The following is a 25,114-nucleotide window of genomic DNA, read 5'->3' on the forward strand; positions in this document are numbered from 1 at the left end:
CGCAATACGCGCCCGCAAAAGCATTCAGCTATTAATGCGATGGAATTAACTACATTCATTGATAATTAGATATGAATTAAACGATCGTAGAGCTGCTTCAGCGCAGACGTATCCGCGCTTCCAATTAGCAGGCTGCGCTTCCCGCTCTCAAAGGCAAGCATATCTTCTTGCAGCTGACTGCCGGCTTGTACAGCCGCCTTCTGCCAAATCTGCTCATAGAGCGAAGACCAACGCGCCGTTTGTTCAGCCATCCACCCGTTCAAGGAAGGAGCGAGCAGCGTTTCAAGCTCTTTGCGGAGCAAGGATTTGCCCTCGCCTTCAAAAAATTGACGCGGCGATTTAAATCGGCTCCATAGCAGCTTCGCATCGACTGCGGCTGCTTCCCATGCAGCCGGCTCCTCCGGCGTTGGCAAAGCGGCAGCTGCATACGGGATAGCGTTATACGATGCGATTGACGATTCCAGACGCTGCGCCGAGCTGGCATATTGCTTTTGCAATAACGAATGAACGCCCCGTTCCATCCGCAGCGACGTTGCCAGCATCTCCTGGGAGAGCTCCAGCTGGACAAGCCGCTGCAGCTCAAGCCACGACGTCCATATCGCTTTGCGGAGATCACGTCCATCGTCCTGCAGCGATGCCGGATTGAAGGCCAGATTATAAAACTCTCCGAAACGGTATTGCAGGCGCTGCACAACGTAATACAACAGCTCGCTAAGCTCCTGTTTAAGCTGTTCGGGCATAGCTCCAGTCTGCAGTGCTGCGATCTCGCGCTTCCCATCGTTAACAGCAGCCGCTAATACGTTAAGCTCCGCTTCCCGCGCCGCGGCATCGCCCTCAGCGCTTTGCAGCCAGCCTGCAACCGTAGCTGCAGCACGCTTTAAATCCTGCTCCGCCGCATCAATGGCCAAACGTCCGAGGTCGTTCTGAATAAAGGACAAGAATGATTGCTCGAATGCTTCGATGCCTGAGCGTCTCAGCAGCTCTGAATTCCCATCCATTTTCCCGTCAAGCGCCTGCAGGCTTGATACAGGGAACAGACGCGGCGAACGAATGGCGTGCTGTAGCAGGTTCGCCTCCACATGCTTTAATACGCCTGTAAGCTCCTCTTGATCAGCTGCCAAATCGGCCGCGTTAACGAGGAAAAACATTTTGTCCAGCTCGAACTGATCCTTCACCCTGCCCAGCTGCATCAGAAACTGACGGTCCGCTTGCGAGAAGGCATGGTTGTAATACGTCACGAACAGAACGGCATCGGCGTTTTTGATATAGTTAAACGCAACGCCCGTATGTCTCGCATTGACGGAATCGGCTCCGGGCGTGTCAACGAGCACGATGCCCTGTGCGGTTAAGGCGCAGTCGTAATGGAGCTCGATTTCGCTGACGAAGCAGGAACGCGATTCCTCCGCCACGTAGCGCTCGTACTCCGCTTGATCGACCGAAAGCTGCTCTCCAAGCAGCGCTTCGTGCTCTGCCCAGCCTGCGCGAGCAGCGCGCAGGAAGCTGTAGTGCGGGCGTCCGCCAGCCCCGATGGAATCCGGAGATAGACGGTCAATCGCCCGCATTAGCGCAGCGGCATCCGGCAAATGCTCGGATCCCGCCTTCTCGCCGAGCAGCGCCAGGGAATAGCGCACGTCGTCTTCGATAGCGGCGCGCGACTTCATTACGATGCGCGCCGTGCCATGACCGTGCTCCGCCGTAGGGGGCACGAGCCGGTTGATCGCGGCGGTCGTCGGATTCGGCGAGACCGGGAGCACCGGCTCGCCGATCAGCGCGTTCGCAAGCGATGATTTGCCGGCGCTGAAGGCGCCGAACAACGCGATGGTGAAGCGGCTGTCCTGCAGACGCTTCGCCTTATCGCGCATCGCGTGCGCAGCCGCCGCAAGCGCCGCGTGCGGCGCGAGCAGTTCCGCTGCGCCCGCTAAGCGCGCAGCAGCGCTGTGCTGCTGCGCGAGGGCAACTCCGCCGGCAAGGGCGCTCCGCCCTTCCGCCGCGTGCCGCTGCGCCACTGCGGCCGCTGCAACGCCGCTGTCGCCAGCCATCGTATCGCGCGCAGCAGCTGCTTCGCGGGCAGCCTCGCCAGCCGCTTGCGATTGCGCTCCCGCACCCGCAGCGCGCGGTGCGGGCAATACCGGCCTCGCCGGCGCCTCAGGCATCGCGTCAGCGAGCCGCGCCTTATGCTCCGCAGCGCGCTTCTCCAGCGCTGCTATCGCCTCAAGCGCGCCAGCCTGCGCGCGAAGCGCCGCCAGCTGTGCCTGCGCCTCAGCGGCTGCAGCTTCGCCTGCTGCCGCAGCATGATCCGCCAGCGCATCGATCAGCTCAAGCGCCCGCTGGCGGTAAACCGACTTCACATCCGCGGCAAGGTCGCGACTATACGTCATCGTATATTCATTTCCGATTACGGCGCCAGCCTTCACCCGTGCCAGGAGCCATTCCGAATCCGGCAGCCACGCAAGCTTCTGCGCGAGCTCCGTTTCCAGCCGCGCGCCGTCAAAACCGGTACGCTCCGCTTCCACGCGCAGCAAATGCTTCACATGCCAATCAATTGATGCGCTGATTAAGCTGTTCAATTCCTCGCTGAAAGCCTGCAAACGCCTTTCCTGCTCCGCAGCTGTCTTGGCCGCCGCGAACAGCAGACCCGCCTTAAAGCCTGGCTTACGGCTCTCCAGAAACGTCTGGGCCAAATCACGCAGTCCCGCAGGCGTAATATTCGCATTATCGAGCAGCGACTGCAGCTCTTTGCGCAGCTGTGCCCGATAAACCTCTTTTTCTTCCGTTATTTTGGAGATCAGCGCCTTCAAGCGCTCCATTTCACCCGATACGCGGGCCGCCGCCTCTTCGCCGCCAGCCTCCTCGAGAAGCCGTTCGCGCTCAGGCTCCGCTTGAAGCTCGCTCCACTTCAAATGCCCAGCCGCCAAATGACGCAGTGAGGCATCAACGCTGTATACGCAAAGCGGCTTACGGAGCGTCTGGAGCTTCTCAAGCAGCTCGATCAATTGCTCCCATTGCTGCTGCGGATGATCCGGCTCCCGCAACGACAAATAGACGATCCCCGCCGGCTCCAAATGCCAAGCGTGAAACGCATCCTCAACACTTTGACGATAGCTTGCGAAGGACAGCTCGCGGTCACGGTGCTTATCGATCTGATTAACGATAAAGTATAGGGGCTTCCCCCAATCCTTCAGCTGCTTTGCAAAGGTAAAATTGATTTCGGATTGCACATGATTATAATCCATCACATAAAACACGACGTCGGCCAGGTGAAGTGCAGATTCCGTAGCCATCCGGTGCGCGTCGTCGGTTGAATCAATACCAGGCGTATCAAGCAGTACCGTATGGTCGCCCAGCAGCGCGCTTGGATAAACGATGGAAACGGATGTAAACTGCTCCCCGTCTACGCAATAGCGGTCAAGCTCGTCGATTGGGACCTCCGCTTTCGCCGCCTCACCGCCGCGCAGCGTTTCCACTGCCGCATAGGCCCGGTTGCCGCCGCGAATCGATACGACGTTCGCGCTGGTTGGAATCGGACTTGAGGGAAGCAGCTTCGCACCGCACAAACGATTGATTAAGGTTGATTTGCCTGCCGAAAAATGCCCGCAAAAAGCGACAGTAAGCCGACCATCGGTCAGCTTACTGTTCAGCTCCTGTGCTTGCTTTGCATGTAATGTATCTCCTGCTGCCGCCATCAAGCCGGCTGTCTCGGATAATGCTCCCGCTATGCTTTGCACTGTTGTTTCTGTCATTTGCTTCTCCTTAAACAGCTTGCTCTTCTTCGGTCGGCAGACAAATTTCAAATACGTTGCCGTGCTGCAAAATCATAATGTTGCGTTCTTTATCTCTCATAACGACAACCTCAGGTTTAGCGCGCATACGCTCGATGTATTGCTCAGGCACGTCGCCGGAGCCGCTGACTGTAATCCCTTCTACGACGAGATCTTCGTTCTCCTCTGGCGGAGACTCGAGCACCTGCTCGTAAATATCGGAAAAAAGCTCAAAATTGTTTGTGTACACGGAAATACAGTTCATTTTCATCATCCTTCATTGGCTATTTTAGGTTTTATAGTCTTATTTTTTGTTTTAAAACCTGGCTTCATACGTTGTTTTCCTTCTTTGCAAACATCTAGCAGCGGACAAACCGGACACTGCGGGCTTTGCGCTTTGCAATGATAGCGGCCGAAAAAGATTAGTCTATGGTGGGTTAAAGTCCACTCCTCGCGCGGTACGAGTTTCATGAGCTTCTTCTCAACCTCAAGCACCGTATCATCCGGCTTTGCAAAACCCAGCCGCTTTGATACACGATCCACATGCGTATCGACGGCAATAGCGGGTACGCCAAAAGCATTAGACATGACGACATTAGCCGTCTTGCGCCCTACTCCCGGCAGCTCAGTCAATCCCTCATGACTTTCCGGCACTTCCCCGTCATATTTATCGATGACGATACGGCATAGCTTTTGTATGTTGGAGGCTTTACTGCGAAACAAGCCGATGCGGCGAATGTCCTGCTCAAGCTCTTCAAGCGGTACGCTCAAATAATCTTCGGGACGCTTATATTTTTGAAATAAAGACACCGTCACTTTATTGACCGTTTCATCCGTACATTGCGCCGACAGCAGCACGGCTATCGTCAGCTCGAACGGATTGCTGTGGTTAAGCTCACAGTGCGCATCTGGAAACATGTCCGCAACAATGTCCAGTACATGACGCATTTTCTGTTTCGCACTCATCGTCCTCTCTCCTAATCAAACACTATCGTTCAAAGTGTAGCGAAATTTGACACGCTTCGCAACCTTAATCAAGCACATTCTATAAAAAAAACTGCCCCTAAAGGCAGTTTTTTCACAAAAAATAAATATCTGCAGCTGAAATCTTTCAAAATTTACTGATTTGGCTGCTTGACGATTGCAATCGCATTGTTTCTGAACCCGAAAATCGTAATCGCGTCGCCTGCTTTGAAAGCGGCGAGCGCAATTGCATTTCCGTTCGAAAAATACTTTGTGCTGCTCGTTACGTTAAAATAATTCCGGTTATCCGCATCCGATACCTTCTCCGTCCAAATTTGGCCCGAAGCCGCATTATAGCTTGTAAATACGCGGCTTTCACCGACCGCTACAGTAAATTGCGTTTTGTTGCCATCCAGCTTCTGAACCTCAACGTAATCGCCAGCCGTCAACAGGCTCGTTGCTGATCCTTGAGAAGCTCCTTCAATGATGACAAAGCCTGCGCTGCCATTGTAAGCAACGGTTTGACCCGCAAGGTCCACAATCGTTACGCTGTCAGCCGAAACGGATTGCACCTTGCCGTAAGTGGCGGTCACAGATTTCACAACCGCTGCTTGCTTACCGATATAGTTCACATTAATTAAAGAGCCTGCAGCAATTTGTTCAATCGTAAGCTTTGCACCCGCTTCGCTTAGCAGCTCCGAGCTGAGCACCGATAAATCGAATGCGGCTGCCGCAGCATTTTTGACGCGAAGACTTTTGTTAATCGCATCAACAGATAAGACTTCATATTGCGCATTCATATGCACTTTGATCGTTGACACGCGATCTTGATTGCTGTTTAATTCCAGCGTGAGCAGATCGCCTGTTTTCAAATCGCTAAGGCCCGCACCCGCAATCGCCGGATGTTCAACATTAGCCGTATTATAAGGCAGCGAAACCAAAGCCTCGCTATCTAATCGTACAGTCAACAGATTGGTAGTCGAATTCATGGAAACCAATGCGCCCGTATACTTCGTTACGAATTGAAGTGACACGATTGAGTTTCCGGTATAACTGATTATGATTTTACGGTTTGCAGTCAATAGGTTGTTTGCTGAAGAAAGCGAAATAATGTTGCCGCTGTACTCGATCTTTGTTTTATCTGTGAAATAAAGCGCCTGGGCATTTCCGCCTGCCGCATCAACGACTGTCAACAGCTTTTTATCGTAAACGTAGCTGGCGATTTGCGCACCGGCAATCATTTTCACATTACGGTTCACGACTTTAATTTTCGTCACCTGATCATTGTCGTTAAGCGCAAGCTCCACTTGATCCGCTTCTTTAATCAGATCGTCTATCATCGCGCCGCTCATCCCGTCAATTTCAACGGTTACCGTATCGGCCATAAATTTAGATACGAGCGCTGTGCCGTCCATAACGGTTATGAGCTCGCCATCCGTTCCATAAAATGTTCCTTTTACGTTCGCAGCCGATGATTGCGGGGAAGCTATAATTTTAAGAGCTAACGGCTTATCGCGGAAATTGTCCTGTACGATGCTGATTTGACTGTCTCTCTTAATAGAGCTGAGCGTAAGCGCTTTGCCCTCATTGTCCACAACAGCGACCGAATCGTTATAAAAAATTTCAACTGGCTTATCGTCTATCCAGACATATAGCTTCTTTTCGTTTGCAATGACGCGATCGAGCGTTCCTGTAATCGTCTTCGTATACTGCTTATCACCCTGTACCTCGACGTATAACGCCTTGCCGTCTTTTGCAATGACCGTTACATCGCCGTACTCCAGCAATTGTTCTCTCGTAATCGTCTTTTCCGTATTGTAGTGATAAAATAACGTACCCGAATCAAGCGTATAGGTTGTTTCCTTCTTGTTGCTGTAAATCGTCAGCGATGTGTCGGTTATCCGCGATACGATCCCGTTTACTTGACCTTCATACGCAACCGGGAACAGCTTCTCTGCGCGGCTGAACATCGTTGCGAGACTCGCCCGGTTCACATTCGTTTTTGGATCGAATTTAACAGCCGTAACGCCCTTAACGAGCTCGAGCTTCGATGCCGCGTTCACATACCCTTTGTACAGCGGATTGATTTGAGCCGCATCCGAAAAGGTTGAGGCCGTATTTTGCAAACGTACCGCTTCCTCTTCCTTATCTATCGCTCGCACCATCAGCTTCGTCACCCATTCGCGGGTAGCAGGCTTCGTCCCCCAAGCATTCTTGGTATCCTTGCCGGCGAGCTCGAACTCCTCCGCTTGATCAAGCAGACCTTCCTGGAAGGCAAGAGTGACATATGCTTTAAAATATTTGCTTACGGCAAAGGAGGTCGGGAAGCCGATAATCGCATCCTGGTCCGCTTTCTGATCTAAGCCCATAAATCGAAGCGCCATAAGAACAGCTTCCTGCTGACTTACATTTTCGCTAGGCCGGAATACAAAAGCGCCGCTCGTCGTTGTATTCCCTTCAATAATCCCCTGCAAGGCCAGCTTAGCGATATGCTTCTCGGCCCAATGACCGCTGCTAACGTCTTTAAACGGAGTCGTAAGACCGCTGGCAGCAGCGCTAATAGCGGATGGTACGATGACACCGCTCCCAGCGACTAATGAGAAAGCCAGCGCTCCAATCAAAATCTTTTTGCCTGCAAAATGCAATGTCATAGGATGATATTCCCCCTAAAAATTTATAATGACTCAAGCAGAAACGGCTTCGCAGTCCTATGCAAGGACGGAGCCGTTTCACGATGAAATATAAGCATCAAACATTCAATTTGACATTGTTTATTAAGTTAATTTCGAAGCGCCCGGTTTACTTGTCCTATTCCCGCTTCATCGGATGTTCCAGCTCAACGTGGCCCATTATCGTCTCGACCTTTTCACCATCATCCAACAGCTCTATAGCTTGAACGAAGTCGAATTGAAACAATGTCTTTTTCAAAGTCTCAATAACGAGCATCTCGCCCGGCGCACCAAGACGGGCTTCGTCCGGCAAATGGATATCGATTGTAACTTGTCCGCCTTCCAGCTCTACGGATTTAATCTCAATCGGCTTCCATAACGATAAAGCATTCTCGCCAGCATCCTTCTGCAATTCAGTGAGTGCCGCCTTAACCAGATCCAGATCCGTTTCATAAGAAAGCTTTACCGGGTTCTCTACGGTTTCAACCAGCTCCGCATCGGTTAAGTAAATAATAGCTTCGCGCACATTGATTACGGCTGTAGGCGCAGGTGTTGGTGAAGCGGTTGGAGACTGCTCATCAATTGTACTGCCCTGGTTATTCTGTGGCTTGTCCTGTACACCGCAGCCTGCGATCGCAGCAGATAAAATGATGACAGCAAGAAGCCCGCGTGCTTTGAATATTTTCATTACACTGAACACCTGCTTTCTATTTTACGTTTAAGTATTCCTTGATGCCTGCTGCCAGCTCTTTGGCAATGCGGCTTTGAGATGCATCGTCGAAAAGTATTTTCGAATCGGTTGTGTTGGATAAGAAGCCCGCTTCGACTAATACGGCCGGCATGGTCGTTTGCTTTATGACTTTATAAGCTTCTTTTTTGACTTTACGATCTTTCAGGCCGGTTCCTGCAATGAGATGCTTATGTACAACATTTGCAAAGGCAATGCTGTCATCGCGATAATAGTAGGTTTCTGAGCCGGAAGCGGTTGTTCCGGGTGCACTGTTGGCATGAATGGAAAGAAATAAATCAGCCTTTAAGTTCTCGGCAAATTTGATGCGGTCATCTAATGATGGATAAGTATCGCCCGTCCTTGATAAATGCACCTTAATTTTGCTTTCATTCTCGAGAAGCGCTTTCATCTTAAGAGCAACGCTTAGGTTAAATTCTTTCTCCCATTTGTTAAGCACGCTTTTCGCGCCTGGGTCCGATCCGCCATGCCCGGGATCGATTACGACATCAAAAACATCGTTCGCTGCTGGGGGATCCTCCGGATTAACAACGACCGGCGGGTCGACAGGAGCGTTCGGATCGACGGGAACATCCGAGTTCGACATGAAGCTGAATTGCATTTTGCCCGAATCCTCTGTCATGACATATCCCGTATTATCGCCGATAAGGATGACGAGACGTGCTGTTGCAGGCGAATTTGAAAATAAGGAATAACGGAAGCCATCCAAATAATTGCTGTCTGTAACATCAAATTCTACCTGACCGTTCAAAAACTGGCTTTTCAAATCCGAAGAATATGCTGTCGCCGGAAAATCAAATACGACGCGTTTCGGATTCTCGAGCAATAACGGTTTGTTTGCTTTGACAACGCCATCATAAATGACCGTCAAGCTGCTGCTGCCGTCATAAGTAATTTGCGTAATCCAGCCGGTCGTTCCCGCAGGTACAGTCGGCTGCTCATACATATGTACTTCTTTTTCCGCGGCCTTCCACTCAAAGCTGAGGCCGAACTGCTCGCCTAAGAAGCGAAGCGGAACTAATGTCGTGCCTTTAACGATTGATGCTGTGGTATCCATTTGTACCATTTGGTCATTTACCATTGCAATTTTGTCATTCAATTTAAGCCTAATGACATCATCGCCATGATTGACCGTCGCTGTCTTGGCCGTATTATCCCAAGTTATTTGATAGCCTAAACCTTCTGATACGGTCCGCACCGGAACAACCGTTGCATTATCGATGATTTGCGGATTGACATCAGATTGCAGCAGCTTACCGTTCAAATAAAGCTTCGGGACGACCTCTGCAGCATGTCCTACAGCGGCGAACAACGTGAAAAAAACAGACATAAATAACAACATGGATACAAACCTTTTCATTTCCCACCTCGATGACTGAAATTGCCCGCATCGAATGAGTGCATTCGACTTTTACAGACTAAAATATAGACGCAGCTTGTCAGAAAAAGTTGCGTTTATAGGAAAAAAGAGGACGATTCGCCCATTAGGGCAGAGCCGTCCTCTTTGTTTCGTTTTATTAGCCAAGACGAGCGGCGTGCTTTTGCTCGTAAGTTGTAATTTTGTCTTCATGCTGAAGAGTCAAACCGATATCATCAAGGCCTTGCAGCAAAAATTGACGACGGTGCTCATCAAGATCAAAGGCGATCGTTAGACCATGCTCATCCGTAAGCTGTTTGTTTTCCAAATCAACCGTCAGTTTGTAGCCGTCATATTTCGCCGTGCGCTGGAACAAATCTTCAACCTGCTCTTCGCTTAGCTTAATTGGCAAAATACCGTTTTTGAAGCAGTTGTTGTAGAAAATGTCTGCATAAGAAGGAGCGATGATTACTTTGTAGCCATAATCAAGAATCGCCCAAGGCGCGTGCTCACGGGAAGATCCGCAACCAAAGTTTGCACGGGAAATGAGTACGGAAGCACCCTCGTAACGTGGTTTGTTCGGCTCGAACTCAACGTTCACATCGCCATTCTCGTGAAAACGCCATTCGAAGAATAGGAATTGACCGAAGCCGCTGCGCTCAATGCGCTTCAAAAATTGTTTAGGTATGATTGCATCAGTGTCGACATTGACCCGGTCGACCGGGGCGACGATGCCTGTAAGTTGTTTAAACGGTTCCATATCGGATATACCCCTCTCTCGCGTTCAATTAGTTCAACACTTCGGATTTAATTTCCCAATCACGTACATCTGTAAAGCGGCCCATAACAGCTGCAGCGACAGCCATCGCAGGAGATACAAGATGCGTACGTCCGCCGCGGCCTTGACGGCCTTCGAAGTTACGGTTGGATGTCGATGCACAACGCTCGCCCGGCTTCAATACGTCAGGGTTCATCGCCAGACACATCGAGCAGCCTGCGTCACGCCATTCAAATCCTGCTTCTGTGAAGATTTTGTCCAAGCCCTCTTTCTCGGCTTGAATTTTTACGCGGCCCGAGCCCGGAACGACGATAGCCGTTACGCGGTCGCTAACCTTGTAGCCTCTCGCAATTTCAGCGGCAGCACGCAAATCTTCAATACGTCCGTTCGTGCAGGATCCGATAAACACATAATCGATTTCGATTTCGTTCATTGGCGTACCTGGCTTAAGATCCATATATTCAAGTGCTGCTTCAGCTGCTTTACGCTCATTCTCAGTTGGAAGATCAGCCGGGAATGGAACCTTCGCCGTAATGTTCGTACCCATACCCGGGCTAGTACCCCAAGTAACTTGCGGAATTAGAGCATCAACGTCGAAGTGAACAACCGTGTCATACTCTGCGCCTTCGTCAGTCGTAAGCTGTTTCCAAGCTTCAACCGCTTCATCGAAGTTAGCCGGCGCGTATTGACGGCCGCGCAGATATTCGAATGTCGTTTCGTCCGGAGCGATTAGGCCGGCGCGAGCGCCCGCTTCGATCGACATGTTGCAAACGGTCATACGCTCTTCCATCGTCAAGCTGGTGATCGCTTCGCCGGTAAATTCAATAACATAGCCAGTTGCGAAATCCGTTCCGTACTGCGCGATAACGCCAAGAATCAAGTCCTTTGCCGTTACGCCCGGCTTACGATTGCCGTTAAAGCGAACCTCAAGCGTCTTCGCTTTCGATTGCTGCAAACATTGAGTAGCCATAACGTGCTCAACTTCACTCGTACCGATACCAAACGCCAATGCGCCGAAAGCACCGTGAGTAGAAGTGTGGCTGTCGCCGCAAACGATCGTTTTACCTGGATGTGTAAGTCCAAGTTCAGGTCCCATAACGTGCACGACACCTTGATCGATGCTGTCTAGATCAAACAGCGTTACGCCGAAATCTTTACAGTTTTGCGTAAGTGTGTCGATTTGCTGCTTAGAGATCGGATCCGTAATGTTGAAACGGTCCTTCGTCGGTACATTATGATCCATCGTAGCGAAAGTAAGGTCAGGACGACGTACTTTGCGTCCCGAAAGACGTAAGCCTTCAAACGCTTGCGGCGACGTTACTTCGTGAACGAGCTGCAAATCGATATAAATGACGCTTGGCTTGCCTTCTTCCTGATGAATGACGTGATTATCCCAGATCTTCTCAAACATTGTCTTTTTCGTCATTATATTCACCCCATCGTTTCATAAAATCTTCTGCTTTTCTTAACTGAACCTACTATATCATTTCTTTCTTCATTGATCCAAGATATAATATCTATAACGACTATAGGTAATAACTATAATGGAAGTTTTACATTTTAATTAAGAATAGAAGGGGAACCAACATGGAATTAAGACAATTGAATTACGTTATTCAAATCGCCATGGAAAAAAATTTTTCCCGCGCTGCGGAGAAACTGCATATTGCGCAGCCCTCTCTCAGCCAGCAGCTGTCTAAGCTGGAGCAGGAAATTGGCGTGCTTTTGTTTCGCCGTACGACCAATTCCGTCGAATTGACCCAAGCCGGACAGGTATTTGTTAATAAATCCCAAACCATTCTCGATGCCGTTGAGCAGTTAAAGCAAGAGATGGACGATATGGCGCAAATGCGCCGCGGCCGCCTTGTCGTAGGAACGCTGCCTATCACAGGCTCGCATATACTTCCGCTTGTCCTTCCTGCCTTCGGCGCGCAATATCCGCAAATCGAGATCGTCTTGGTTGAGGATACGACAGCCAAGCTCGAGCAGTTGACTGCAAGCGGCGGAACGGATTTAAGCCTGCTGTCCCTTCCGCTTATCGACAACTCGCTAGCTTGGGAGCCTTTCTTAGAAGAAGAGATTTGCTTGGCAGTCCCTCCCCAGCATCCTCTCGCCCTCCGCGAAGGCCCAATCGATATATCGGATTTGCAGGAGGAGCCGTTTATCGGCCTCAAGCGGGGTCAAGGCTTTCGCCAAATTACGGTCGATTTATGCGAGCAATCCGGCTTCTCTCCGCAAATCGTGTTCGAGAGCAGCAATATGGAAACGATACAATCACTCGTAGCCGGCGGCATGGGAATCGCCTTTGTTCCGCAGATGCTTACACGGGTCAAAGGCTCTGAATTTGCTCCAGCCTATATCCCATTAATGCAGAGACCGACCAGAACGCTGGTGGTGGCAAGCCGCAAAGGACGTTATCTGTCCAAAGCCGCTGACGCCTTCATCCGTACGTTGAACAAGACGGTCAGCAGCTACCGGTAATCAAGCTTCATATATAGAAGGCCTGCGGTCTTCAAACACCGGAATTTTCGAGCGAACAGCATCGACTAATGCCAAATCAATATCCGCATAAAGTATCGTTTCCTCTTCGCCGGCTTCCGCAATGGTCTCTCCCCATGGATCAAGCACAAGCGAATGTCCGAAGAAATGAGTATCGCCGCTCGAACCCATGCGGTTGCAGGCAATAACAAACATTTGATTTTCGATCGCGCGCGCCGTGAGCAGCGTACGCCAATGATGAAGGCGCGGATGCGGCCATTCTGCAGGAACGAACAGCAGCTTGGCCCCCTCTAGCGCCAGCTTCCGGGCAAGCTCCGGAAAGCGGATATCGTAGCAAATCATCATCCCCGCACCGGCCCCTTCGATTTCCAGCTTGCCGGGCTTATCGCCCGCGGCCAAATATTTCTCTTCTTCCATCAGACGGAACAGATGGATTTTTGAATAGTCCGCTATGACGTTTCCGTCACGGTCAAATGCATAAATCGTATTAAGCACCTTGTCCTCCTTCAGCTCAGCAATCGATCCTCCGATGATGTGAACCTGATGTTTCTTACAGAATTCGGACAAAAAAGCTTTCGTACGATCCCCGTTCCTATCCGCTATTGATTGAATTTCCGTTAACGCATAGCCTGTATTCCACATTTCTGGAAACATGATGACATCCGGCTTCACCGCTTGACTGACCGCTTCTTCAAGCATGCCCGCCAGCTTCGTAAAGTTTGCTTCCGGATTTCCAGCATCTATATGCATTTGCAGCAGTGCAAGCCGCAATTGATGACTCATCCGCCATTCCTCCCCATTTTGCTTTTTTTCCCTAATGATACCGTGTCATGGATCTGTGTCAAGATGGGAACTGTAACAACGAGGTCTTTACCACTTTACGATAGAAAAGGAGAATGTCCGTTATGTTTCATAAACGAATAGCCGCAATGCTCCTGGCTTGCTGCTCGCTTTTTTTGTTTGCGCAAGTCGCTGCCGCTCATCCTGCCCTTAGCACGCCCAGCTCCGAGGTCGGCCCTAAGCCGATACAAGTATTCGATGTGGCAGCTGGCAAAGTCATTAAAACGATTCCTAACGATGCCGGTTATCAAGCTTTTGCCGCATCGTGGCTCGATTCCATCACGGGATTGGCGCCGCAGCTGACAAGCGATGAAAGCTGCAGCTATGTATACCGGGTCCCGCTTGAGAAAGCCGTAAGCATTAAGGTAAACGACATTACGGTCGCATCCGACGACCTATTTCTATTTTATTGTAAGGACAAGCCGCCGCTCTTGCTTATGTTTGACGAGAAGCGCAGACCGTATTTGTTCCTGTTCAAAGCTGACATTAAACCGTTTATTCAAAAAGTAGGCGTTCCCGCCCTTTAACGTGCCGCTTCTCTTCTCCCCACATTCATGCTACATTTAAGCTATTGCCAAATATAGATAGCGATTTTGTCATGTGGAGTGTGAGGGTATGGAAACACAAACAGGTAAACATCTTATTCAACCTGCGGATCGGATGAATGGACTTCCGACGCAATTTTTTGCCAAGCTGGTCGCCAAAGCGAATGCGCAAACGGCCAAAGGACGCGATGTAATCAATTTGGGACAAGGCAATCCGGATCAGCCGACCCCTCCCCATATCGTTGCGAAGCTGCAGGAAGCTGCAGCGAATCCGCTGTATCATAAGTACCCGCCGTTTAGCGGCTACCCTTTTCTAAAGGAAGCCGTAGCTGCGCGGTACAAAGAGGATTACAACGTTGATGTAGATCCAACGACGGAAGTCGCTATTCTCTTCGGAGGAAAAACCGGCCTCGTCGAAATTAGCCAATGCCTGCTTAATCCCGGCGATGTTTGCCTCGTGCCGGATCCCGGCTATCCGGACTATTGGTCGGGCGTGGCGCTTGCGGGAGCCGAAATGGCGTTCATGCCGCTCACGGAGCAAAATAACTATTTGCCGGACTATAATGCAATCAGCCCTGAACTCGCCAAGCGAGCCAAGCTTATGTTCATGAACTATCCGAACAATCCGACAGGTGCAGTTGCGAATGCCGCATTTTATGCGGAAACGGTGGAATTCGCCGAGAAGCATGGAATTGTTGTCGCAAGTGATTTCGCATATGGCGCAATCGGCTTCGACGGTAATAAGCCGATCAGCTTCCTTCAAACGCCAGGCGCGAAGGAAGTCGGCGTCGAGTTCTACACGTTGTCCAAAACCTATAATATGGCCGGCTGGCGCGTTGGCTTTGCGATCGGCAATGCTCAAATCGTCAAGCTGATTAATTTGATTCAGGATCATTACTATTGCAGCCTTTTTGGCGGTATTCAAGAAGCCGCTGCACTCGCTTTGACCGGTCCGCAGCAATGCGTGAGCGATTTGAGAGCGATGTATGAAAGCCGCCGTGAAGCTTTATTCGCCGCTCTCGATCGCATTGGTTGGAAAGCTGCACGTCCGGGAGGCTCGTTTTTCTGCTGGCTGCCTGTAGCTAAGGGCTATACTTCCGAATCGTTTGCCGATCTGCTTCTGCAGGAAGCGGACGTCGTCGTCGCTCCGGGCGTAGGATTCGGCACGCATGGCGAGGGCTTTGTGCGACTCGGGCTGCTGACGAATGAAGCACGCTTGCAGAAAGCGGTTGAACGGATTGGAAAACTGAATTTATTTTAAGACAATCCCTCCATTTGCCTCGCTTTACAGCGGCACCTGTTCGTGATATGCTTGTAGGAATTGAACATGAACGTGATGACGGGACTATTAAGCAAGAAGGGGTCGCGATCAGAGAGTAAATTCCATGGGCTGCAAGAATTTACCGAAGGCCGCTTGCTGAACCTACCTCCGAGCGGCCGGCGATGAGCCGGACAGCGCCTTCTGTTATAGGCTTAAGCTGGATGATCTTGTTATAGCGATCATCAACAAAGGTGGTACCGCGGAAGCTAAGACTTTCGTCCTTTATGGACGAAAGTCTTTTTTGTTGTCACGAAACAAACATAGGATGGGATTAATGATGACGGAACGTATAGTCGTAAAAATTGGCAGCAGCTCGCTCACTTCAGAGGAAGGCGGCTTAAACCGCGAACGCATTCAGTATTTCGCATCGGAGCTAGCCTCTCTGCACCAGAGCGGTAACGGCGTGATGCTCGTGACTTCCGGTGCGGTTGCAGCCGGCTTTCGTCAAATCGGTTATGCAGCGAAACCAAAAATCGTGCATGAGAAGCAAGCTGCCGCTGCCGTCGGTCAAGCGCTGCTTATGCAGGCTTATCAGGAAGCCTTCAGCGGATACGGGATCGTTGCCGCGCAGATATTACTTACGCGCGCGGACTTCTCCAACCGCCGCCGCATCCAAAACGCTCTTATGACGATCGAAGAGCTGCTGAGGCTCGGAATCATCCCGGTCATTAACGAAAATGATACGGTAGCTACCGACGAGCTTGTTCCTAAATTCGGGGATAATGACAGCTTATCTGCGCTTGTCGCAGCCATGACAAAGGCATCAAAGCTTGTGATCATTACGGATATGGACGGCTTATATACGGAAGATCCGCGAAAAAATCCGCAAGCCGTCAAAATCGAACGCGTAGACCAAATCTCCGAGGATATTATGAAGGTGGCTGGCGGTGCCGGCTCCTCCGTCGGTACAGGCGGGATGCGCTCCAAAATCGAAGCGGCGCGCATCGCGATGCGCGGCGGCGTGCACGCCTTTATCGGCAGGGTGCAGGAGGAAGGCGATCTGGCGCTTGCCGTAGATGGCATCGGCCGGGGCACCTACTTCGACACAAAGCTGAACAGTCTGCCGATGAAGAAGCAATGGCTTGGCTTTCACTCCATGCCGCAAGGCCGCGTAGCCGTCGATGACGGCGCCGTGACCGCCCTGCTCGAAGGCGGCAAAAGCCTGCTGCCCGCCGGTGTCACGGAAATCCATGGTGAATTTCTTCCCGGTGATGTCGTCGAGGTAACGAATCGCCAAGGCGAGACGCTCGGCCGTGGCGTCGTCAATTATGCCGCTTGGCAAATTCAAGCGGTAGCCGGTCTAACGACCGAAGAAGTAAAGCGTAGAATCGACGTTTCCCGTATCGAGTTTATTCACCGCGACGAATGGATTACATTGAAATAATAAGGAGGCTTCCTGCTATGACCAGCGAAGTGAGACAAAAAGCAGCATTGGCGCAAAATGCTGCAGCAATTATGAACCGATTAACGACAGAACAAAAAAATATAGCCCTTATTCATATGTCAGAAGCTCTGCTCGCCGAGCAGGCTGCCATTATTTCCGCAAATGAGCTTGATTTGCAGCGCGGTCGCGAGCAGGGCACGAGCCCTTCCCTGCTCGACCGTCTGGCCCTGAATAGTGACCGGGTAGCAGCGATCGCTGAAGGTCTTCGTCAAATCGTCGAGCTTCCAGACCCTGTCGGCGAGCTGCTTGAGCATTTTGACCGACCAAACGGACTAAAGATTGATAAAGTAAGAGTTCCGCTCGGCGTGATCGGCATGATTTATGAAGCGCGTCCGAACGTGACCGTCGATGCGGCAGGCCTGTGCTTAAAAACCGGTAACAGCGTCGTCCTGCGCGGCGGCTCTGCAGCGATCGAATCGAACCGTAAAATCGTAGAGGTTCTGAAAAAAGCGCTTAGCGCTACTGCAATGCCTGCGGATGCGATTCAGCTTATCGAGGATTCGGATCGCGCTTCTGTTAATGAAATGCTTAAACTTAACGGCCTGCTGGACGTTGTCATTCCGCGCGGCGGCGCGTCGCTTATTCGCAACGTAGTAGAAAATGCAACCGTGCCTGTCATCGAAACGGGAGCCGGCATTTGCCATACATTCGTGGATGCTGGCGCCGATTACAGCATGGCGCTTGAAATTGCGCTTAATGCAAAGGTGCAGCGTCCATCCGTCTGCAATTCAATGGAAACGCTGCTCGTTCATGAAGACTTTGCCGAGCAGCATCTTGTTCAGCTGGCGGACCGCTTCACTCAAGCTGGCGTTGAGCTTCGCGGCTGCGAGCGGACAACTGCTCTGCTTGCAGGGGTTAAGCTTGCTACGGATGAGGACTTTAGTACAGAGTATAACGACTATATATTAAATATCCGCATTGTTCCGCATGTTGATGCGGCGCTTGAACATATCCGCCGCTTCGGGACGAAGCATTCGGAATGTATCGTTACCGAGAACGCGGTGAACGCTGAACGCTTCATTCAGGAAGTAGATGCGGCAGCCGTATACCATAACGCCTCCACCCGCTTCACCGATGGCTTTGAATTTGGCTTCGGCGCGGAAATCGGCATCAGCACGCAGAAGCTGCATGCACGCGGGCCAATGGGTCTGCCTGCCCTGACTTCAACAAAATACCGGATCTACGGAAGCGGTCAAATAAGGGGCTAATCGCTGCCATTATCCCTTTACAAAATATAGATGATAAAACGGAGGAATGCTACAATGTCCCTTTTAACACAAACCGGCATCGCCAGCCTGCAGCTTTGCTTCTACGGTGCCGGATCGATGGCCGAGGCCATAGTGAGAGGCTTAATTAATGAAAAGCTGGTTGAACCAAAGCGGATTTCGATGCTTAACCGGCAAAACGAAGAGCGGCTGAATGAGCTGAATGAGCGTTATGGCGTACAGACCATCGTTCAAGGCTCAAATAATGAATCCTATTTGCGCGATGCCGACATCATATTTCTGGTAATGAAGCCAAAGGATGCTGCCGAAGCTATCGCTTCCATTAAACCGTTGGTCTCGCCGAAGCAGCTCTTTATTTCCGTTATCGCCGGCTTGTCCATTAACGCGATCGAGCAGCTGCTTGGAGGCAAGGCCTCCGTCGTACGCGCCATGCCGAACACTTCAAGCACTATAGGTCTCGGAGCTACCGGAATCAGCTATTCCGAGAACGTAACTCCGCAGCAAAAGCTGCTAACGGAAGCGATCTTCAGCTCCGTCGGCATTCATGCCGTCGTCGATGAATCGCTCCAGCAGGCCGTAACCGGCGTCTCTGGCAGCGGCCCTGCTTATGTGTACTACTTTATGGAATCGATGATTGCGTCAGCGATTGAGCTTGGCCTATCTGAAGAAGCGGCTAAAGAGCTTGTCATTCAAACGGTTCTCGGCGCAGCGGAAATGGTCCGTTACACCGGCGAAGAGCCGTCCGAGCTGCGCCGCAAGGTAACCTCGCCTAACGGGACGACACAGGCTGCGCTTGAGCTGATGGCTGAGAACCGCTTTTCGGAAACGATTATTAAAGCCGTAAAGCGCTCAGCCGAGCGCGCAGGCGAGCTGGGAGAAGCTATCGAGAGGAGCATTGCGGAATGAGCGGAGTATGTGTCGCAACCTACCGATCCTTTGACGATAAAGCGGATTTTAACAAAAAGGCGCTTTCGATCGCAGTTGGCCTAACGGTTGGCAGCTGGACAGAGCTTCCTGAAGCGCAAAAGGCAAGTATGGAGAAACATCTCGGCAAAGTGCTGTCCGTTAAAGCACATGAACCTGCTAACGCTTTACCGGGCGAGCGTTATGCCGACATACGAATTGCATACCCTGACATTAACTTCAGCCGCGACCTGCCCGCCCTGCTCGTTACCGTATTCGGCAAGCTTTCGATGGACGGTAAAATCAAACTGCTTGACCTTGATGTATCCGAGGATTTCGCAGCTGCTTTTCCCGGACCAAAGTTCGGGCTCAGCGGCGTCCGGGAGCTGCTTAACGTTCATGACCGCCCATTGCTTATGAGTATTTTCAAATCGGTTGTCGGCTATGATCTGTCTAACCTGCAGGATCAGTTCTATAAACAAGCGCTTGGCGGCGTAGATCTGATCAAGGATGACGAAATTTTGTTTGAAAATCCGCTGACACCGCTTGAGAAGCGCGTTGAAGCCTGCATGGATGCCGCCCGCCGCGCAGAAGCGGAAACCGGCCAGAAGCTGCTGTACGCCGTTAATTTGACAGGACCTACATCTTCGCTTGCCGCGAATGCGCGCAAAGCCATTGACGCAGGCGCCAACGCGCTGCTGTTCAACGTGCTTGCTTATGGCTACGATGTGCTGCACGAGCTTAGCAGCGATAAATCGATCAATGTACCGATTGCCGCTCATCCCGCCATGGCTGGCGCGATATATCCATCGCCTCACTATGGAATCGGCGCCTCGCTGCTGCTCGGCAAGCTGATGCGACTCGCTGGTGCCGATCTGGTCCTTTTCCCATCGCCTTATGGCTCAGTCGTTATGCCGAAGGAAGAGAATTTAGCGGTTAAGGAAGCGCTGCTGGAGCCCCTCTATGACTTGCAGAGGAGCTTCCCGGTTCCGTCTGCGGGTATTCATCCGGGACTTGTTCCGCTTATCCTGAAGGATTTCGGCACGGATGTTGTCGTTAACGCAGGCGGCGGCATTCACGGACATCCAATGGGTACGGCCGCTGGCGGACAAGCATTCCGCCAAGCGATTACAGCGACATTAAACGGAGTTCCGCTGCGCGCTGCCGCTGAGCAAGCCGGCAACGAAGCGCTGCAAGCCGCAATTAGCGCGTGGGGGATCAAAGAATAATGACGGATAACAACGCAGCAAAGAAACGTATCGTATTTTGTGATTTCGACGGGACGATAACGGTCAATGACAACATTATCGCAATTATAAAGCACTTTAATCCGGAGGGCTGGGAGAAAATTGCGGATCAGACGATTTCGCAGGAGCTGTCCATTAAGGACGGCGTCGGGCAATTGTTCCGTCTTCTCCCCGCTTCCATGCAAAAGGAAGTCGTTGCATTTGGCATATCCAACGCCCGTATTCGGGAGGGTTTCTCTGATTTCCTCGCCTATTGCCGGGAGAATCAGATCGAATTTTACGTAACGAGCGGCGGTATCGACTTTTTCGTTTATCCGATTCTTGAGCAGTTTGGTATTCCAAGCGATCATATATATTGCAACGGCAGCGACTTTACCGGCGAACGCATTGAAATTTTGTGGCCGAATCCTTGCGATGAGCATTGCAGCAATGATTGCGGCATGTGCAAAACGACCATCATGCGCCGCTTCCCCGCTGGTCAATACGAACGAATTATTATCGGTGACAGCGTAACCGATTTTGAAGGCGCGAAGCTCGCAGATATCGTGTTTTCCCGTTCCCATTTGACGGTGAAATGCAACGAGCTTGGACTCCCGCATCATGAATATGAAACTTTCTACGATATTATCAACTATATGAATGCTGAAAGGACGACTTCGCAATGAGCTTTCATCAAATCGCATTAGAGGATAAACAACGGGCTCTATCCGAGCTTCGCGACGTCAAGGAGCTTTTTGCCAAGCGCGGCTGGTTTCCCGGCACAAGCGGCAACCTGTCCATTCGCGTTGGCGACTTCAAGCCAGATGATTTTCAATTCGCGGTCACGGCCAGCGGCAAAGATAAAACCGTGCATACGCCGGAAGATTATTTATTCGTCGACCAGGACGGCAAGCCCTGTGAGGCTACCCGCCTCAAGCCATCGGCAGAAACGCTTATTCACTGCGAGATTTACAAGCTTACAGGCGCAGGAGCGATTTTCCACGTTCATACCGTTTTCAACAGTGTCATATCGGAATATTTCTGGGATCGCAAATCCGTACCGGTAGACGGGGTTGAACTGATCAAAGGCTTTAACATTTGGGATGAAGAGGCGCATATCGATATTCCGATCGTCTCCAACTTCGCTCATATTCCATCTATCGTGCCTGAGGTTACAGAGCGGATCGTTAAGAACATTCCCGGCATCTTGCTGCGCAAACACGGTATTTATGCATGGGGCGCCAACGCCTTTGAAGCGAAGCGCCATCTGGAAGCGTTCGAGTTTATTTTCGAATACGTTTACCGTCTGGAGCTGCTGCAGCGCGGCAACCGGTAAGCTTTTTTTCACAACAAAATTTAACGCCAAAGATGCCTCCGAAGCCAAATTGCTCCAGAGGCATCTTTCGTATTATTATTTTCGGGCTTGCGGCGGCCTCTTCATAAATTTATCCTGCTCTTTTTGAAATCCAAACTGCTCGTATAGTCCGTGCGCATCTCTTGTCCCTAATATCCCCGTCATCCATTCGAACTCAGGAGCATTCGTAATAATCTCAATTAACATCTTAGAAATTCCTTGTTTACGGTACTCTTCCAAAATGAAAACATCGCATAAATAGTACATGGTGCTTCCATCCGTAACGATTCTCGCATAACCGATCATTTTCTCTCCATCATATACACCATAACAAATTGAGTTCTGAATCGACTGTATAATGGTTTCTGCAGATCTTTTGTCAGCCCAGTAGCTGCTTGCCAAAAATTCGATGACAGTTTGAACATCAATCCTCGTTTTATCATCACTTATGATAAAGTTCTTGTATGCTGCCTCCATATACTACCTCCATTAAACTATCTTTATTGCAAATCTACCATATTTGAGTCGAGGCCTGAAACTCGTAATCTACAGAGCCAAAAATAAGAAGAAGCTAAGCCGTTTGGCTTAGCCTCTTCCTCCACGAAACTTTTGCGCATGAGCACGTGCCTCTTCAGCATTCGTAACCCGATTGCGGCTCCATTCAATGAGTATCCGGTCGATGTACCGCAAGCTAAGCTTACCCGCGAATACAGCTTCCTTAAGCGCGAAACGAATGATTTCTTCCGTATACCGGTCATGGTCCAGCCAGCCCGAAATGGTCTCGCATTCTATTGGAGAGAGCAAGCGTCCAAACTCTTGCTCAAATACGCTGAACAAATCCGACGATGACGCCGCCTGCAGTTTAGCAGGCTGACGCTCAGCTCTCCTCGTCTCCCGCTTCTGGTCTGAGGTGAGCGCAGCAGCCTTGAGCAGCCATCCGGTCCAGTTGTACCGCTCAGCCTGCATGCCTGTATCTCTGTCCACATACTCATCTATCGTTAAGAAATCATCCTTCATCATCCGCCCCAAAGTCTGGCCAATCTCCCGAACCGTCAATCCCATCCGCTCAGCAAGCTCCTCCGGCGTCGGAAAATCATTTTTATCCGCTTCCATATAAACCATGATTTGCAGCAGCAGCATCGCTTCTGTATCAGACAAACCTAGCTCGCGGTAAGTGCGCAGCAGCATTGCCGATACGTAAACACCGCCCTCCTGCAGTGCAGCGGCCATTCCATGCGAATACGCCTTCCAAATCTCGTTGTTCACTGCCAGCTGCCTCCTATACTAAGCCTTTATACCGTTTTTGCTTGCTTAACTAGGTTATACGTATCTCTAGCTATCAACAGCTCCTCATTTGTTGGAACAACGAGCACTTTGACGCGAGAGCTATCCGTTGTAATTTCACGCGCATCTTTGCGGCGCTCAGCGTTGCGCTCTTCATCCAGTTCAATGCCGAGGAATGAAATTCCTTCGCAGATCGCTTTGCGCAAAGCGACTGAATTTTCGCCGACCCCTGCCGTAAACACAATCGTATCTACGCCGTTCATCGCCGCAGCGTATGCGCCGATATATTTTTTCACCCGGTAAGCGTACATGTCAAAAGCAAGCTTTGCGTTTTTGTCGCCATCGAGCATTGCCTCGGTAACCTCACGCATATCGCTGCTTATCCCAGAAATAGCCAACATCCCGCTATGCTTGTTAAGCATAGAGTTAACCTCGTTTAATGTCAATTCCTCTTTATTCATGACGAATGGCACGATGGCCGGATCGATATCACCGCTTCTCGTACCCATCATCAGCCCTTCTAAAGGTGTCATTCCCATGCTTGTATCAAAAGATTTTCCGTTTAAGATCGCTGCACAGCTTGCGCCGTTGCCGATATGGCAAGTAATCATTTTGATCGATTCCAGCGGCTTTTTCAAATATTCCGCTGCCTGGGCGCTTACATAAGAATGAGAGGTTCCGTGAAAGCCGTATCTGCGAATTTTGTGACGGCGATACAGAACTGTCGGAATGGGATATAAATAAGAAGTATTAGGCATCGTCTGATGAAACGCTGTATCGAATACGACAGCTTGCGGCACATCGGGCAAATTCGACTCTACCGCGGCAATCCCCATCATATGAGCAGGATTATGCAGAGGCGCCAGATCGAACAGCCTGCGAATTTCCAGCTTAACCTCCTGCGTTACGAGCACTGAGCTGCTGAACGCTTCCCCGCCATGAACGACGCGATGGCCGACCGCTTCAATTTCATTCAAATGGCTGATTGCGCCGTATTCAGGATGAGTCAGCATATCCACTACCCGCTTTACCGCGGTAACATGATCCAATATTTCACTAACGCCCCGGACCTCGGGCTTGTCGACCGGTTCATGCGTGACAATAGAGGAATCCATCCCGATTCGTTCCACACGGCCGCTGGCAAGCACCGATTCGTCCCTCATGTCGTAAAGCTGATATTTTAACGAAGAGCTTCCTGCGTTGATGACTAGTACTTTCATTAGATCCGATCCCCATCCTTATCGTATTTGAAGAAACCAACGCCTGACTTGGCGCCTAGATGCCCGGCACGCACCATTTTTTTCAGCACGATGGAAGGACGATACTTAAGTTCGCCATATTCGCGGAACATCCGGTCAAGAGCTGCCAAAACAGAATCAAGACCGAAGCGGTCGCACATTTCGAAAGGTCCGTGCTGGAATGAATAGCCGATGCGCATCGCATTATCGATGTCCTCGGCTGAGGCAACGCCTTCCTCCAGCACATGCAGCGCTTCATTAATGAACAAACAAATAAGTCGCGTCGTTACGAAACCGGGAGATTCAAATACCATGACTCCTTTTTTGTTAATAATCTCTTCTACAAAATGTTTTGTGCGCACGAATGTTTCCTCGGACGTCTTCAGCCCGCGAACAATTTCAACCAAGTCGATTTTGAACACCGGGTATATAAAATGCATGCCAATCACACGCTCTGGGTGTTTCGTTACGCTGGCAAGCTCCGTTAAGCTCAAAGTTGACGTGTTGCTTGCGAGAATGACTTCCGGTCCGCAAATGTTATCGATTTCTTCGAAAACAGCCTTTTTAAGCTCCAAGTCCTCCGTAATCGTTTCAATGACAAGCTCGCAGCCAGCCAGTTTCGCATAGCTGGTCGTCGGCTCGATTCTATTCATAATCAACTTCTTCTCCGATTTCGTGAGCGCCCACTTCTCAATTTGTTTATCCAAACTAACCTCAATCATTTGTTTACCGTATGCAAGGCGCTCGTCCGAACGCTCGATAATAATAACATCCAATCCTTTGGAGGCGAGCATTTCAGCAATTCCCTGCCCCATTGTTCCTACTCCAACCACGCCAACTGTTTTTATGTGCAATGTATGTAGCTCCTTTAGTATGGTGAGATCGCTTCTTATAACCAATTGAGAAACATTCTCTGCAAATATCGTTCAGTCTTATTATAACTGTTTTCATAAAAAAGAGA

Annotated in this window: 22 protein-coding genes; 9 read left to right on the forward strand and 13 right to left on the reverse strand. The window is 50.5% G+C overall.

Annotated elements, in window-relative coordinates; genetic code table 11:
- Nucleotides 1–65: 65 nt before the first annotated feature.
- The 8 genes from AC0YNZ_RS06240 to leuC all read right to left on the reverse strand — a co-directional run bounded on the left by AC0YNZ_RS06240 (nt 66) and on the right by leuC (nt 11,699).
- Nucleotides 66–3,740, reverse strand: coding sequence for a dynamin family protein (locus tag AC0YNZ_RS06240; RefSeq protein ID WP_475825807.1), 3,675 nt, complete (start codon nt 3,738–3,740; stop codon nt 66–68).
- Between the two features lie 10 nt (nt 3,741–3,750).
- The gene (locus AC0YNZ_RS06245) at nt 3,751–4,023 is read right to left on the reverse strand and encodes an NAD/NADP transhydrogenase alpha subunit (RefSeq protein WP_110770382.1); all 273 of its coding nucleotides are present in this window, start codon (nt 4,021–4,023) and stop codon (nt 3,751–3,753) included.
- Between the two features lie 5 nt (nt 4,024–4,028).
- The gene (gene nth / locus AC0YNZ_RS06250) at nt 4,029–4,724 is read right to left on the reverse strand and encodes an endonuclease III (RefSeq protein ID WP_110770383.1); all 696 of its coding nucleotides are present in this window, start codon (nt 4,722–4,724) and stop codon (nt 4,029–4,031) included.
- 152 nt (nt 4,725–4,876) lie between these two features.
- Entirely contained in the window at nt 4,877–7,372 is a 2,496-nt protein-coding gene (locus AC0YNZ_RS06255) for an S-layer homology domain-containing protein (protein WP_475825808.1), read from the reverse strand.
- 157 nt (nt 7,373–7,529) lie between these two features.
- The gene (locus tag AC0YNZ_RS06260; protein WP_475825809.1) at nt 7,530–8,078 is read right to left on the reverse strand and encodes a GerMN domain-containing protein; all 549 of its coding nucleotides are present in this window, start codon (nt 8,076–8,078) and stop codon (nt 7,530–7,532) included.
- 19 nt (nt 8,079–8,097) lie between these two features.
- A complete protein-coding gene (locus AC0YNZ_RS06265) occupies nt 8,098–9,498 on the reverse strand; it encodes an N-acetylmuramoyl-L-alanine amidase (protein WP_475825810.1) in 1,401 nt (466 codons plus the stop codon).
- 157 nt (nt 9,499–9,655) lie between these two features.
- A complete protein-coding gene (gene leuD, locus AC0YNZ_RS06270) occupies nt 9,656–10,255 on the reverse strand; it encodes a 3-isopropylmalate dehydratase small subunit (RefSeq protein WP_475825811.1) in 600 nt (199 codons plus the stop codon).
- Between the two features lie 28 nt (nt 10,256–10,283).
- Nucleotides 10,284–11,699 (reverse strand): 3-isopropylmalate dehydratase large subunit, encoded by a 1,416-nt coding sequence (gene leuC, locus AC0YNZ_RS06275; RefSeq protein WP_475825812.1) that lies wholly within the window; start codon nt 11,697–11,699, stop codon nt 10,284–10,286.
- 161 nt (nt 11,700–11,860) lie between these two features.
- On the opposite strand from leuC, the gene AC0YNZ_RS06280 reads away from it, so the two are divergent.
- Nucleotides 11,861–12,754, forward strand: a complete 894-nt coding sequence (locus AC0YNZ_RS06280) for a LysR family transcriptional regulator (protein WP_475825813.1) — start codon at nt 11,861–11,863, stop codon at nt 12,752–12,754.
- On the opposite strand, the gene AC0YNZ_RS06285 is transcribed toward AC0YNZ_RS06280, so the two are convergent.
- Nucleotides 12,755–13,555, reverse strand: coding sequence for a carbon-nitrogen family hydrolase (locus AC0YNZ_RS06285; protein WP_475825814.1), 801 nt, complete (start codon nt 13,553–13,555; stop codon nt 12,755–12,757). It lies immediately after the preceding gene.
- Between the two features lie 122 nt (nt 13,556–13,677).
- On the opposite strand from AC0YNZ_RS06285, the gene AC0YNZ_RS06290 reads away from it, so the two are divergent.
- From AC0YNZ_RS06290 to mtnB, 8 genes are all read left to right on the forward strand, one after another.
- Nucleotides 13,678–14,139 (forward strand): hypothetical protein, encoded by a 462-nt coding sequence (locus AC0YNZ_RS06290; protein ID WP_475825815.1) that lies wholly within the window; start codon nt 13,678–13,680, stop codon nt 14,137–14,139.
- A gap of 88 nt (nt 14,140–14,227) precedes the next feature.
- Entirely contained in the window at nt 14,228–15,418 is a 1,191-nt protein-coding gene (locus AC0YNZ_RS06295) for an aminotransferase class I/II-fold pyridoxal phosphate-dependent enzyme (protein ID WP_475825816.1), read from the forward strand.
- Between the two features lie 337 nt (nt 15,419–15,755).
- Complete coding sequence (proB, locus tag AC0YNZ_RS06300; protein WP_475826155.1) at nt 15,756–16,862, forward strand: glutamate 5-kinase; 1,107 nt, start codon at nt 15,756–15,758, stop codon at nt 16,860–16,862.
- Nucleotides 16,863–16,879: 17 nt separating this feature from the next.
- Entirely contained in the window at nt 16,880–18,130 is a 1,251-nt protein-coding gene (locus AC0YNZ_RS06305; RefSeq protein WP_475825817.1) for a glutamate-5-semialdehyde dehydrogenase, read from the forward strand.
- A gap of 54 nt (nt 18,131–18,184) precedes the next feature.
- Nucleotides 18,185–19,054 (forward strand): pyrroline-5-carboxylate reductase, encoded by an 870-nt coding sequence (proC, locus tag AC0YNZ_RS06310; protein WP_475825818.1) that lies wholly within the window; start codon nt 18,185–18,187, stop codon nt 19,052–19,054.
- A complete protein-coding gene (locus tag AC0YNZ_RS06315) occupies nt 19,051–20,280 on the forward strand; it encodes a 2,3-diketo-5-methylthiopentyl-1-phosphate enolase (RefSeq protein WP_475825819.1) in 1,230 nt (409 codons plus the stop codon). Before proC ends, AC0YNZ_RS06315 begins: the two co-directional genes overlap by 4 nt.
- Nucleotides 20,280–20,963: a 2-hydroxy-3-keto-5-methylthiopentenyl-1-phosphate phosphatase gene (locus AC0YNZ_RS06320; protein ID WP_475825820.1), complete on the forward strand. Its 684-nt coding sequence runs from the start codon at nt 20,280–20,282 to the stop codon at nt 20,961–20,963. Before AC0YNZ_RS06315 ends, AC0YNZ_RS06320 begins: the two co-directional genes overlap by 1 nt.
- The gene (gene mtnB, locus AC0YNZ_RS06325) at nt 20,960–21,613 is read left to right on the forward strand and encodes a methylthioribulose 1-phosphate dehydratase (protein WP_475825821.1); all 654 of its coding nucleotides are present in this window, start codon (nt 20,960–20,962) and stop codon (nt 21,611–21,613) included. The genes AC0YNZ_RS06320 and mtnB overlap by 4 nt, the downstream gene beginning before the upstream one ends.
- Before the next feature lie 75 nt (nt 21,614–21,688).
- Here the strand turns inward: mtnB and AC0YNZ_RS06330 are convergent, their stop codons facing one another.
- The 4 genes from AC0YNZ_RS06330 to AC0YNZ_RS06345 all read right to left on the reverse strand — a co-directional run bounded on the left by AC0YNZ_RS06330 (nt 21,689) and on the right by AC0YNZ_RS06345 (nt 25,007).
- Nucleotides 21,689–22,108, reverse strand: coding sequence for a GNAT family N-acetyltransferase (locus tag AC0YNZ_RS06330; RefSeq protein ID WP_475825822.1), 420 nt, complete (start codon nt 22,106–22,108; stop codon nt 21,689–21,691).
- 108 nt (nt 22,109–22,216) lie between these two features.
- Complete coding sequence (locus tag AC0YNZ_RS06335; protein ID WP_475825823.1) at nt 22,217–22,897, reverse strand: DnaD domain protein; 681 nt, start codon at nt 22,895–22,897, stop codon at nt 22,217–22,219.
- Between the two features lie 26 nt (nt 22,898–22,923).
- Nucleotides 22,924–24,135 (reverse strand): acetate/propionate family kinase, encoded by a 1,212-nt coding sequence (locus AC0YNZ_RS06340; RefSeq protein ID WP_475825824.1) that lies wholly within the window; start codon nt 24,133–24,135, stop codon nt 22,924–22,926.
- Nucleotides 24,135–25,007, reverse strand: a complete 873-nt coding sequence (locus AC0YNZ_RS06345; protein WP_475825825.1) for a 3-hydroxyacyl-CoA dehydrogenase family protein — start codon at nt 25,005–25,007, stop codon at nt 24,135–24,137. The genes AC0YNZ_RS06340 and AC0YNZ_RS06345 overlap by 1 nt, the downstream gene beginning before the upstream one ends.
- Nucleotides 25,008–25,114 lie beyond the last annotated feature (107 nt).

The organism is Paenibacillus sp. J2L1-98 (genome assembly GCF_056269405.1).